Source organism: Paraburkholderia kururiensis JCM 10599 = LMG 19447 (assembly GCF_003986935.1).
GTDB classification, from domain to species: Bacteria; Pseudomonadota; Gammaproteobacteria; order Burkholderiales; family Burkholderiaceae; genus Paraburkholderia; species Paraburkholderia kururiensis.
In genome coordinates, this window is the sequence record NZ_RJZE01000030.1 from 81,478 (window position 1) to 93,781 (window position 12,304).

10 protein-coding genes and 2 pseudogenes are annotated in these 12,304 nt (G+C 61.2%); 5 read left to right on the forward strand and 7 right to left on the reverse strand.

Features of this window, described 5'->3' with window-relative positions; translation table 11 throughout:
* Positions 1–141 precede the first annotated feature (141 nt).
* Positions 142–1,002 (forward strand): fused MFS/spermidine synthase, encoded by an 861-nt coding sequence (locus tag PKKP23_RS29020; protein WP_126879396.1) that lies wholly within the window; start codon positions 142–144, stop codon positions 1,000–1,002.
* A 25-nt stretch (positions 1,003–1,027) separates the two neighbouring features.
* On the opposite strand, the gene PKKP23_RS29025 is transcribed toward PKKP23_RS29020, so the two are convergent.
* The 4 genes from PKKP23_RS29025 to PKKP23_RS29040 all read right to left on the reverse strand — a co-directional run bounded on the left by PKKP23_RS29025 (position 1,028) and on the right by PKKP23_RS29040 (position 5,468).
* Positions 1,028–1,789 carry a YoaK family protein gene (locus tag PKKP23_RS29025; RefSeq protein ID WP_017775899.1) on the reverse strand — a complete coding sequence of 254 codons (762 nt, stop codon included), beginning with the start codon at positions 1,787–1,789 and terminating at the stop codon, positions 1,028–1,030.
* 148 nt (positions 1,790–1,937) lie between these two features.
* Complete coding sequence (locus PKKP23_RS29030) at positions 1,938–2,957, reverse strand: transporter (RefSeq protein ID WP_126879397.1); 1,020 nt, start codon at positions 2,955–2,957, stop codon at positions 1,938–1,940.
* 239 nt (positions 2,958–3,196) lie between these two features.
* Positions 3,197–3,898: a hypothetical protein gene (locus PKKP23_RS29035; RefSeq protein WP_017775897.1), complete on the reverse strand. Its 702-nt coding sequence runs from the start codon at positions 3,896–3,898 to the stop codon at positions 3,197–3,199.
* A 376-nt stretch (positions 3,899–4,274) separates the two neighbouring features.
* Entirely contained in the window at positions 4,275–5,468 is a 1,194-nt protein-coding gene (locus tag PKKP23_RS29040) for a GGDEF domain-containing protein (protein ID WP_126879398.1), read from the reverse strand.
* A gap of 714 nt (positions 5,469–6,182) precedes the next feature.
* Between PKKP23_RS29040 and PKKP23_RS34635 the strand changes: the two are divergent.
* Positions 6,183–6,341, forward strand: a pseudogene (locus PKKP23_RS34635) (cation-transporting P-type ATPase); the annotation flags it as partial.
* A gap of 483 nt (positions 6,342–6,824) precedes the next feature.
* Here PKKP23_RS34635 and PKKP23_RS29055 read toward each other — a convergent pair.
* Together PKKP23_RS29055 and PKKP23_RS29060 are read right to left on the reverse strand one after the other, a co-directional pair.
* Entirely contained in the window at positions 6,825–8,150 is a 1,326-nt protein-coding gene (locus PKKP23_RS29055) for an arylsulfatase (RefSeq protein WP_126879399.1), read from the reverse strand.
* Between the two features lie 25 nt (positions 8,151–8,175).
* Positions 8,176–9,486 carry an MFS transporter gene (locus tag PKKP23_RS29060; RefSeq protein WP_026121679.1) on the reverse strand — a complete coding sequence of 437 codons (1,311 nt, stop codon included), beginning with the start codon at positions 9,484–9,486 and terminating at the stop codon, positions 8,176–8,178.
* 100 nt (positions 9,487–9,586) lie between these two features.
* Here PKKP23_RS29060 and PKKP23_RS29065 point away from each other — a divergent pair, with 100 nt between their 5' ends.
* Complete coding sequence (locus PKKP23_RS29065) at positions 9,587–10,516, forward strand: LysR family transcriptional regulator (RefSeq protein WP_161978157.1); 930 nt, start codon at positions 9,587–9,589, stop codon at positions 10,514–10,516.
* A 155-nt stretch (positions 10,517–10,671) separates the two neighbouring features.
* Here the strand turns inward: PKKP23_RS29065 and PKKP23_RS29070 are convergent, their stop codons facing one another.
* On the reverse strand, positions 10,672–11,139 hold the full coding sequence (locus PKKP23_RS29070; protein ID WP_126879401.1) for an Lrp/AsnC family transcriptional regulator: 468 nt from the start codon (positions 11,137–11,139) through the stop codon (positions 10,672–10,674).
* 115 nt (positions 11,140–11,254) lie between these two features.
* Here PKKP23_RS29070 and PKKP23_RS29075 point away from each other — a divergent pair, with 115 nt between their 5' ends.
* Together PKKP23_RS29075 and PKKP23_RS34940 are read left to right on the forward strand one after the other, a co-directional pair.
* Entirely contained in the window at positions 11,255–11,896 is a 642-nt protein-coding gene (locus tag PKKP23_RS29075; RefSeq protein ID WP_126879402.1) for a LysE family translocator, read from the forward strand.
* Between the two features lie 146 nt (positions 11,897–12,042).
* A pseudogene (locus tag PKKP23_RS34940) lies at positions 12,043–12,126 on the forward strand (M20/M25/M40 family metallo-hydrolase); the annotation flags it as partial.
* Between the last annotated feature and the right edge of the window lie 178 nt (positions 12,127–12,304).

Sequence of the window (12,304 nt, forward strand, 5' to 3'; positions counted from 1 at the left end):
CACCGATGAATGCTTTTGTGAAGGATCAATCTGCGCAGGAAACTTCATGCGCGAATGGCTTGTCTGGCCAATGCAGGCCGGCACAGTGACGACAGCGCCGTGAGCCGGCGCCGACAACAGTAGAGAAGGGGAGAAACAACAATGAGCGGCGATCAGACGTCGTGGAAAGCGTATCTGGCGTTCCTGTCCACGCCCGTGGACGAAGCGCGTCCATTCGTTCTGGAGACCGGGCAGGCGGTGTCGCTGCATTTCGATCACCTCGCGACGCAGAGCTTCATGTCGCTGCGCCAGCCAGACCGGCTCGTGCTGCCTTATACGCGGGCCATGATGGGATTCCTGCTGCTGCAGCCCGCGCCACGGCATATCGCGATGATCGGGCTCGGGGGCGGGTCGCTTGCGAAGTACTGCTATCGCCATCTGCCGCAGGCGAAGGTCACCGCGATCGAAATCAATCCGGAAGTCATCGCGCTGCGCGACACGTTCCGCATTCCGCCCGACGACGCGCGCTTCGAAGTGCTCTGCGCGGACGGCGCAGACTACATCGGCAACGTGGGCGGCGAAGCATCCCCGCTCGACGTGATCCTGCTCGATGCATTCGGCGCCGACGGCATGCCCGAACGATGCACGAGCGTCGAGTTCTTCGCGGCGTGCCGCGAACGCCTGACGGACGGCGGTGTGCTCGCCATCAATCTCGGCAATGACGATCCGGCGCTGCCGCAGCAGCTCGCCCGGCTTGAAAGCGCGTTCGGCGCGTCGCGTTCCGTCTTCCCGGTGGCGACGGGAGACAACTACCTGGCGTTCGCCTGGAAGGAGGCGCAGGCTTTGCCGTCAAGACAGGTGCTTTTCGACCGGGCGCATGCCCTGGCTTGGGCGCGCAACCTCGGCTTGAGGGCGACTGCGCAGCGTTTGAAGGAGGGCGAGTGCTTCGACCCGAAGCGGCTCGTCTGGCACGAGCCGGGCATCTCGCACTGGAAGGTGCCGGACTGGACGAGGTCCGACTGACTGTGAACGATCGCGCCGCGGGCACCTAGCGTTCGGCGCCGTAAAACCAGTCGAGCATGTCGTCGATCACCGGCACGACTGCAAGCGAGATCAGCAGCGCGGCGAGCGGCACCGTCGAAACATACCCGACATGCTTGAACCCGACCGCACCCGCAAGGCCGCCCGAGAAGAACATGGCAAGCGTGGTGGCGTGAATCTTCAGCTTTTCGCGGTTCGCGATCACTGTTTGGGCGTCCGTGCCGACTCGCGACGAATTCCAGTAGAACAGCTTGCCTAGCTCGATGCCGATGTCGGTGACGATGCCGGTCATGTGCGTCGTGCGGATCTCCGCGCCGGAGAGCTTCGTGATCATCGCGTTCTGCAGCCCCATGATGAAGCACAGCAGAATCACGGTGACCGGCACGAAGGCCGCCTCCCATAACGCCAGGTGACTGCCGAGCAGGCCGAACAGCAGCAGCAGGGTGGCTTCGATGAGCAGCGGCAAGGCGTACTGGCTGTGCAGGTCGCGCCGGCGCCCCCAGTTCACGAGCACCGCAGAACAGCCGGCGCCGATCAGGAACGAGATGAGCGAGCCGATGCCGGCCAGCACGAGTTCGATGTCGCCGAGCGCGAGCTGGTCCGCGATGGTCGATACGACGCCGCTCATGTGCGAGGTGTATTGCTTGACCGCCAGAAAGCCACCGGCATTGGTGGCCCCGGCGATGAACGCGAGCTGGAAACCGAGCTGGCGGTTCGCGCTCGTCTTGCGGTCTTTACCCGCGAGGCGTCGAAGGTAGTGCGCAGGCATGAATGTGTTCGCGAAATAGGCCCCGGCCCGAGGCGGCAGGCGCGCCGTTGCGCCTGCCCGGCGCGAACGGCGGCGTACGCGCGGACCGGGTAATGCTTATAGCATGTTAACCATATTAACATGCCATGTAACACTGCCTGCGTGAGCGTTACCGGTCGCCGCGCCGCCGGAAGGCCCACCATCCCGCCAACGCCGTGAAGCCGGCCACCAGCACCACCATGAGCCAGAAACCGTGCTTGTTCTCGGAGAAAGGCACGCCGCCCACGTTCATGCCGAAGAAGCCGGCCACGATATTGATCGGCAGCGCAATCACCGTCACGAGCGTCAGCGTGAAGAGCGTGCGGTTGTTCTGCTCGTCGAGCCTCGAGGTGATTTCTTCCTGCAACAGCCTGATGCGTTCGACGAGGCCCGCGAGGTCCGAGAGCACCACCGAAAACTCTTCGGTCGACTCGCGCAATTCCTGCAGGTCTTCGGGCAAAAGCCAGGCGGGCGGCTTCGCGAGCAGACGGAAGATCGAGCCCGGCTCGGGCGCGAGCATGCGTTGCAGGCGGGTGAGGGTGCGGCGCATCGCGCCCAGCTGTGTCCGGTTGGCCGTGGGGCGCTCGGAGAGAAACCGGTCTTCGATGCGATCGACGTCGACGCTCGCACGCCGCAGGATCTGCATCATCAGGTCCGCCTGGTCGCGCAGCAGATGAATCAGCAGTTCGGCCGGGGAGCGGAAGCGCTCGCCGTGCCGCACGCTTTCACGCAGCGTGTCGATGGAGCGCAGCGGCTTCGCGCGCGCCGTGACCATCATCGTCCTGTCGACGTAGACCCACATCGTGGCGATCTCGGACGTTTCCAGGTCGAGTGTGAACATCACGTCGTTCACGACGGCGCGCAAGGTGCCTTCCTGCTGCTCGATGCGCGTGGAGTGCGAACCCTCGCGCAGGAATTCGTAGAACGTCTCGGGCAGACGCAGATGGGCGCGCATCCAGCGCTCGCTGGCCGCATGGGCCAGATTGAAATGCAGCCACAGGAATTCGCCGGGCTGGGCGGGGCTGTCGGTCAGGCTCGCTGCCGTGTCCGCGTCGAGCGCCTCGCCTGCAGCATCGGACGTGAAGCGAAAGCCGCAGATCATGCCTGCCGTGTCGGCGCCATAGCTTTGAAGGGTCGTCTCAGGTTTCATCGACTGTGTCCGCTGTTCTCGAACGCAGCGCCGTTCGGCCACCGGCCGGTCGCACGCGGGCCGCGCTCGATGCGTAGCGTACGCCAGCCAGGCGGAAGCTGGATGACAGCCGTACGAAAGCGGCAGCCGGAAGCGTGACGCAGGGCGGGGCGGTGACGGTCGGCGCCCTGTTGCGGGTTCGGGCGGGCGGCCTGCGCGTTGGCCCGTTCGCCCGTCCTCGGTCGCGCGAGGCGCGGGGCTTAGCGTGCGCCGCGCATCCAGAAGGTGGGATCGGCCGGCACGGCGGCGCTCGTCGTGCGGCGCCTCGGTGCGCCATAGGCACCGTGCGCCCGGGTGCGATGGATGGACGACGGCCGGCCGCGTGGCGCGATGGGCGCCTTCATGGCGTCGACGGTGCAGCCGATGTACCACGCGAGACCCGCGCCCATGGTGCCGAGACTGAACGTGTGCTGGCTGACGTCGTCCTCGCTCAGGACGTGAGACGCCCGTTGCTGGTCGTACGCGACATAAGTGGAGAGCGCCCGGGACGCGGCGGCCACCTGGACGAGCGCGAATGCGGCCGTCTTGATCTGATAGGCCTCTTTGCTTTCGCCCACAGGCGGCGCGTCCACGCGCGCGAGGGCGTCCGCGAGCGCCTTGAGTTCGCGATGCAACGCCCAGGCCGGATAGTACGGTCTCAGGCGGAGCGTCTGTAGTCGCGCCCGGCTTTGCGCGTCGTCGGCCGCGCCGTATTCGACGCCGAGATACTTGTCTTCGTCCGGCGGCACCTGCTCGACAAGGGCGTCGAGCCTTGCAACGGACTCCGTGTCGCGCGCGATCTCGCTTTGCCGGGTCTCGACACACTCGGCCTTTCTGTCGGGCGCGGGGCTATCGAGCGCGGGAGCCGCCTGCGCCAACGTGCTAGCCACGGCGGCGGCCATGGCGACCAGATGCCTGAACATGGTGTCTCCCTGTCTGCTTTTTGTGGCGTCCCTGGAGCAATCGGCGTGCGCGGGGCCGGACGCGAGTCCTGTGCGCTGACACAATGAATCTAGGAGGCGGAGGTGGAGCGGTCAATCGCGGAAACGGTGTGGGCGCGCGACAAGGTAAGCGTAAATTCCTGTCATAAGCATTTGGTTATGGAAACGCGCAAAATCATTTCGAACTGAGCTGGATGTGCTGCTTGACCCGATCAGCTGGCTCGACGCGATCGCGCGCTTCGGCATCGCACTTGCCGGCGTTCCGGCATCAAAGCATGCAGCCGATGGCGCGTCTCCTTTTCCAACCCAGGTACGTCCGTGACGATGCAGTGTGGGTGCGCGCCGGCTTTCGGCGCGATCACGCGATATCGCGCTCGGGGGTATCCCGCGTCTGACCCAGCGATTCCGTGATCACCCGATTTCTTCCCGCGCGCTTCGCCGCATAGAGCAGGTGATCGGCGCGCGCCAGCAACGCCGCGACCGCCTCGCCTGGCCGATACGGGGCAACGCCGGCGCTCATCGTGACGCAGATCGTAGCGTCGATTTCGTTGAAGCGTGAAGACTCCAGGACGGTGCGCAAGCGATCTGCAATCTGAAACGCGGACTGTTCGTCAGCGCCTGGCAGCAGAAGCACGAACTCCTCGCCGCCGATACGCGCTACCACGTCTTTCTCGCGCACCGCGGCACGCAGGATGGCGGCGAACCGGCGCAACACCGTGTCGCCGGCCGCATGTCCGTAACGGTCGTTGATGGATTTGAATTTGTCGATGTCGAACGCGATCAACGCGAGCGGATAGTTGTGCCTGTCGGCAATGCGGTGGCGCGCGACGCGTTCAAAGGCTCGCCGGTTCAACGTTTCGGTGAGCGGATCGAGATCGCGCTCGAGAGTCAGCCGGTCGATCACGTCCGACATCGCGGCGGCCAGCAGCACGAGTCCCAACACAGCGCCCATCAGGGCGAGCGACAACTGTAGCAAGACCCAGAAAATCGTTTGCCCGAAAGGTGCAGTGCTATGAGGTAAAGGCCGGATCGTCGTGAGCGGCGTCCTGATGAAAAAACTTGCGCCGAAGATCAGCAGCACCCAGAGAAGCACGTGGTTAACGATGCGCCCATTGCAGCGCTTCCTGAAGCGGAGCGCGGTAATCATCATCAGCAACCCGGCGCTGAGATTCAGAATGTAGACGCGCACGAGCAGGTTCGGCGCCACGAAGGAGAAGTAAAACATGCCGCCCATCACCAGCGCGAAGATAGACGCATGCGTTGCCAGCCTGAAGTGAAGCCCCGCCCTGCGTAACACACCTTCCGCTAACAGTTGAATGCTTGAGACATAAAACGTCGCCGATATCAGCGCGTTCCATCGCCATTCATCCGGCAGGTGACAGATCTGCACTGCCGAACCGAAGGCGAAAGCAGCAAAAGAAGCGGCAAGAAAGCGGAGATAGCGCAGTCGTCTATCGTAGATCCATGCACAGGCAAAACCGAGCGAGAAGACGGCCGTGATACCTGGGATGATCAGTTGAACGAGTTGATTGGGTGTTATCTGAGCGGGCATATGGCTCGTTCCCCACTGACGGGCACGAAGTTGCCGGGCCTATGGGTTGGCGGTTCTCACGGTGTTGTCGTTCGGGGCCGTTGACGACGCCTCCCCAAAAAACTGTATGGCACCCGATGTGACAGGAGAATTTTACGCCCGGTGAGCGAAAGCCCTTGGGTTGGCCGCCATGAAACTGCTGCTATCGATGGACACGATGTCTTGTGTGGACCGTTTGAGGTCACGGCATGGCGTCACCGAACGTCGACATACACCGCAAACGTCCTCCCGATCGCTGCGTGTGAATTTGGCGATTGTTCTGGCGTCCGGCGCGAGGCGGCCGGTCAGCACATCGGTTCCACATTGCCCTGGCGCTCGCGTTCCACAGGCCGGTTCGATCGCATGCGATTGCGATAGTCACGATAGTCACGGATATCGATATTGAGCGGCACTACCGGATGATAAGTCTGCGGCATCCGGTCCGTTGCGCGAGCGGTTGTCCGAACCGCTCACGATTGCGTGCCAGGAAGCCCGCGGTGATCGACTGCGGACAATATCACGCCGTGTCGTTCGCATACGCTGCACACGTGCTCGTGAAGACCGTCGACGCAGGACTTTAAACTGGCTTCGCCCCTTGTGTTGAGGTGGCTCAAGCTTTCTCCGGCTTGCTTGTGTACTGTCGTCACTGATCTACCGGATCGACGCGTAGGCGAGGTGCTACCGAAGGAGCCGAGAATGTCGCCAGAGATCCCGCATGCAGTGCAGCCGGAGGTCGTACTAGCGGCGTTGAACGTGTCGGCAAGCATTGGGCTCGCCGAAATGGACGCCCGGCATCGTCTGGCCAGGTTCGGCCCCAATACCGTCGAGTCGAAGCGCAACACAAGCGGCTTGACGATCCTGACGCATCAAGCCCGCAGCCCTGTCATCTATCTGCTCGGCACCGCCGCCGCATTGGCCGTCTATTTCGGTGAACTGGAAGAGGGCGCGGCCATTGCCGCCGTCCTGGTACTCAACACCGTCATCGGCTTTTTCACCGAGTTGAAAGCGGCCCGCTCGATCGAGGCTCTGCGGGCCTATCAGGACAGCGGCGACATCGTTGCGATGACCGGTGACGGCGTCAACGCGACGCGCCGGCGTTTCGGCAGGCCGATATCGGCATCGCCATGGGGCTGCGGGGCACGGATGTCGCGCGGGAAGCATCCGCCCGATGGCATGTCGCTCGTATCGCTGAGTAGTGAAGGCGACGACTTCGAGGATACGGCGGCGATCCTGAGCCTGGCCGATCTTCTGATTTCGGTCGGTGCAACTGGAAATCACGGAACAGACCTGCGAGAGCGTCGAAACGTGGACCAAAGCCGCTTGCCGGCCATCAAGAGATCAATCGGGTTCACCTGGGGGCGTGTTCGGATGAGCCTTTACGCTCTCCTTGAAAGCCCTCACCATTTTCAGCATGGGGCCAAGCACCCAGGTGTTACGGACGAGAACATCGGTCTCTTCTTTCGGGTCCTGAATGAGATGGAAGAGGTAAGGGGACTCGAGTTTGTTTGCCCCCGCATTGACGAACGGTTCCCATACCAGGTGAAGCTTCCAGTCGCGCCATTTCACGGCGCGCAGTTCATCTTTGATGTAGAAAAGGAATCCCTCGCGATTGGATACCGGCTTCGTGCCCGTGAGAAAGTCGAGCTGGGAGATGCCATCGATCGGCCGGTCGTCTGGCACCTTGCCACCGATCACGTCGGCGATCGTCGGCAAAAGATCGACGACGTGAACAATCTGGTTGTTGACGTCGACAGGAATCTTGCCGGGCCAGCGTGCGATAAAAGGCACGCGCAAGCTGCCTTCCATTGCCGTATGGTAAGTACCTGTCCATGGGCCAGCCGTGCCCCGATACGGCGCGCGAAATTCGGGACCGTTGTCACTGCAGAAAATGAACAGGGTGTCTTCGGCGAGGCCCAGTTCGTCGATTTCATCGATGATCTGGCCGACGCGAAAGTCCATTTCCGCCAGCGAATCGGCAAATTCCCCCATACCCGTCAGGCCGTCAAATTCCTTGTGCGGCAACGTCGGAAAATGAAGGTGAACGAGCGGGAGATAGAGGAAGAACGGCTTCGACATACGCGCATTGCGTTGCATGAACGCTTTCGATTTTTCCACGAGTTCTTCATCGATGCTCCGTCGTGTCTCGAGATCGTAGACTTTCACGTTTGCGGACGGCTCGCCTTTCTTGCCCGACATGATGTAGGGAATGTCGGCGACCTCTGGGTCGAAGCCGATCGAGCTTGTAAATTGCGTCTCGTCAGTTGTACGCGGGATGCCATACCACTCGTCAAAGCCCCGGTCCGAGGGATAACGCCCCTCTACGTCGCCCAGATGCCATTTCCCGAAATGGGCTGTGGCGTAGCCGGCGTCCGACGCCATCTGGGCGAGCGTCCACTCGGTGCGCGTCAATCCCTGGGGCAGTCCCGGCGGGACCGACTGAAAAGCGCCCGTGCGAACGGGATGCCGGCCCGTCATGAGCGCGCTGCGTGTGGGGACACAATCGCTTTCGACGTTGTAGTTGAGCAGCCGCATGCCGCTCTGCGCGAGTGCGTCGATGCGTGGCGTCGCGGCGCCACGCATCAGCTTGCCGCCGCCGTAGCATCCGAGCTCGCCCCAGCCGAGGTTATCGGCAACGATCAATACGATGTTCGGTTTGGTACTCATGTCTCTACTTGTTAACAAGGCTTGTTCATTCGGTAGGCTGACGATCGCCGAACTTGCGCAGGCAAACCAGCAGACAAATGATGCTGATAAAGGCAGCGGTCGCCACGTAGGCCGCTGGAACGAGCTTGCTATGAGTCGTGCTGACGCCCCAGGTGATGATCAGCGGGGCGAATCCGCCAAAGGCAGCCACTGCGAGGTTATGGGTAAGTGCGAGACCGGTCGTTCTCACCCGGCTGGGGAACAGTTCGCTGAGAACGGCCGGCATCGGACCTTGATAACCACTGATGGCGAGTCCAAGCAACGTGCACGCGACAATGAAGGTCGATGAAGTGGGCTTCGCAATCAGCCATGCGAAGACCGGCAAAACCACGACGCCCACACCGAGCGCCGCGACCAGCAGTACCCGTTTGCGTCCGCCCCGGTCGGCGACCGCACCCGCCAACGGGCATGCAAGCATTTGCACCGCGCCCATCAGAAGCGTCCCGGCAAATGCGACCGAAGGATTCAGATCGAGCTGTTTGATCGCGAAGGTCGGCATGTACAGCACGATGACGTAGGACGACGCCGTCACGAGAACGTAGATGCCGATCGCGAGCAATAAGCGGGTTTTGTTGTCCGAGAACGTTTCCTTGACGGGGCTCGTCGCATGCGTGTCGTGCGTGAAAACAGGCGTCTCGTCGACGTGCCGCCGGATAAAGTACGCGATCGGTATGATCAGCAAGCCAAAGACGAACGGGATTCGCCACCCCCAGCCCGACAGCTGTTCAGGTGTGAGAAAACGGGTCGACAGGGTTCCGAAAAGCGACGCCAGCAGGGCGGTGCCACCTTGCGCGGCCATCTGGAAGCTTGCATAGAATCCACGCCTGCTTCGGGGCGAATGCTCCACCAGAAAACTCGTGGAGGCACCAAACTCGCCGCCGGCAGAAATGCCTTGAATCAGGCGACCCGCGACGACGATCAATGGCGCGGCAATGCCGATCGACGCATAGGTGGGTGTCGCTGCAATCAGCAGCGTGCCCAGTGCCATCAGCGCGATACTCAGCGTGAGACCCTTCTTGCGGCCATAGCGATCCGAATAGGAGCCCAGCACGAGCGCGCCGAGCGGCCGCATCAGGTACGAACCGCCGAATGTACCCAGCGCAACCAGCAGCGACGTCAGTTCATGCGCCGAGGGAAAGAACAGCTTTGCGATGACTACCGCAAAGAAGCCATAGACGACCAGGTCGAACCACTCGAGGGCCGTCCCTATCGTCGCTGCCGCCACGACTACGCGCAGACGTCGCTGCGCGGCAGGGTCCGCCCTGGTGGCCTCGTACGCTACGTTTGCCATTTCCATGTCCTGCCCGTCTCCGCTGTTGGAAGTATGACGGCAGTATTGACACTGAAAATTTACGGGGCAAGCATGTTGCTTTCTCAGTCAATAACCATTGGTTATCGTGAACCTGGATGATCTGACTTATTTTCTGGCGATTGCGGAGACGGGCCTCCTGCATCGCGCCGCGCTCAAGGTCGGTATCAGTCAGCCTGCTCTGACAAAGGTTGTGCGCAGGCTGGAAGGGGAACTGGGCGTTCCGCTATTCGTGCGATCCCCAAAGGGCATGCAGCTGACCCGCTACGGTACTGAATTCCAGAGGAACGCCATCAGTCTGCGCGCAGCCTACGAAGACACACTGTGCAAGATTGCTGAACTGCATTCGGGCGACCTCGCCAAGGTGAGAGTGGGTGCCACGCCCGCAACCGAACAGTTGATCAATCGCGCTTTTCTCGCTTTGTTGAAGCGCAGGCCGGCACTGCGACTCGATCTCAATGTGCAGTTGTCGGACGCGCTCATGCGGGCACTGCTGGAAGGGGAAATCGACCTTGCCGTTGCACCGATGCCTGTCGAATTGCCCGAGGAACTGGTTGCCGTCAGGCTATTGAGGGAAACCATTGAGGTCGTATGTCGAAGCGGCCATCCGCTGAGCGCACTCGAGAGTCCGGCAACCCCAGCGCAGTTGGCGCGCTATACCTGGATACTGCCGGGGCAGAGCGTATCGGCGAGACAGCAGATCGATGTTTATTTCGAGCGACATCATGTCGACGGGCCCGTCGTTCAGGTGCAGAGCAACTACAGTTCACCTGTCGGCGTGTTTTCGTTGATAGCGGGCACGGATATGTTGGGCATATGCAGTACCCAGCATCGACCCGTGGCAGAGCAGTACGGGTTGCGGGCCATACCGGCGAGCCGCGCCGACTGGCCTCGCGAAATTGCTTGCCTTGTGCGGAAAAATGGATCCCTGTCGCCCCTGACATCCACCTTCATGGAACAGCTGGTCCAGGAGGCCGCGCGCTTCCGGACAACATCAAAACGGGCAAAGACTGCTTGAAAACCGGTCGCGACGATTCTTTGCCGATCGAAGGGCGTAAAACAGCGGCTTCTGGCCACCGCTTCGTTGACCCATCATGACGATGCACTCCCGTCGATTGATGGATTCCAGGATAGCGAACAAGCGGACTCTCACACCGTATAACAACCGTTGGTTTAGCGCTCGTTCTTCGATTTCCGCGACGTGACGGACGGCCGTTTCAAAGGCCGATTAGCCAGCGGTGTCGACATTACGAGCGAAGTGCGGGTTTCGCCATACAGGTTGATCCTCTCGATCAACCGCTCAAGGTCGGTCATATTCGTTGCCACCAATCGCATGATGTACGAGTCAGCCCCCGTCACGTGATGGCATTCCAGTACCTCAGGGATCGTGTCGAGCAGATTGAGAAACTTCGCTTTCGCAGGTTGAGGGACCGTAATTCCTATCAATGCACTCACCGCGTAGCCCGCCATAACGGGATTGACTCGGGCGGCGTAACCCTCGATAACCCCGGCCTCTTCGAGACGTTTTACGCGCTCCGTCACCGCAGGCACCGACAGATGGACCTGACGGGCAAGTTCTGTATAGGTTATGCGGCCATGCTGCTGCAAAAGCGAAAGTACCTTCCAGTCCAGGTCGTCCATGACGTCGATATCTTTAAGGTTAAATTGCCAATTTACCTTAAAAATTGCATTCAGCGGCCTGCAAATAGTGCCTACGATGTGTTTCCGTAGCAACGCATATCGTAGGAGCAGAAAAATGCTGTTCATCAAATCTGTCGCGATGGGTTTCTCCATCGCAGCCCCGGTTGGCCCAATCGGCATGCTATGCATCCAGCGAACCCTGAGTCGTGGTTTTCGCTCCGGTTTCGCTACAGGCATCGGCGCGGCATGTGCGGATATGGTCTATGGGCTGCTCGGCGCACTGGGTATCGCAGCCATTGCGACGACCCTGCCGGTACTAACCATCGCCCTGAAAATTGGCGGTGGAGTTTTTCTCGTGTGGCTCGCCTGGACCATCGGACGTGAGGCGGCGACGACTCCGTCGGCTCTACCGGAGACACCGCATACAACGATCGCACGCGATTTTCTGACGACGTTTGGCCTGACGCTGTCCAACCCAATGACCATCCTTTCGTTCATCGGTGTTTTTGCCGCGCTTGGGCCACTGTCGGCCAGGCAGGGAGCGCCGGAAGGTGCAGGGTGGCTGACGGTATGGCCTATGATTGCGGGCATCTTTTTCGGCTCCGCAGCCTGGTGGCTGTGCCTGAGCAGCGCGACGGCGGCATTGCGCAGAAAGATGCCTGCCTCCTTCATGCACGGTATCGCGCGCCTGTCGGCCATCGTGATCGCGGTATTTGGGGGGATTCAGGTAGTCGCCGGACTCAGCTATTTCATTTAGGTTCTCGCACGCCATCCGGACGGCGATATCGATGCAGTCTCAGGAAGCCGCACGTGTTCGCATGGATCATTGTCTTCACACGCGTTTCGCGGTCGATGCTGCCTGCGGCAATGACAGGCACGCCTGCGGCCTCGACGACACGCCTTTGCGCGGATGGCGTCATGCATGCGTGCGGGCACGATGGGCACACGGTGATGCTGCTGGGCGCGGCGCGCATCCTGAAGGAACTGTCCTGAAGGAACTGCCGCCGTTGCCTGGCGCCGTTATTGAATTTACATAATATAAATTATCGACATTTAATGTGTAGCGGCTATTTGGTAATGTCCGGTTTGGGCCAGTTAGAAATGTCCGGTTCAGGCCTGCCCGAGGCGCATGCTGTCGACGCGCAATCCGGCGGAGCCTGCCATG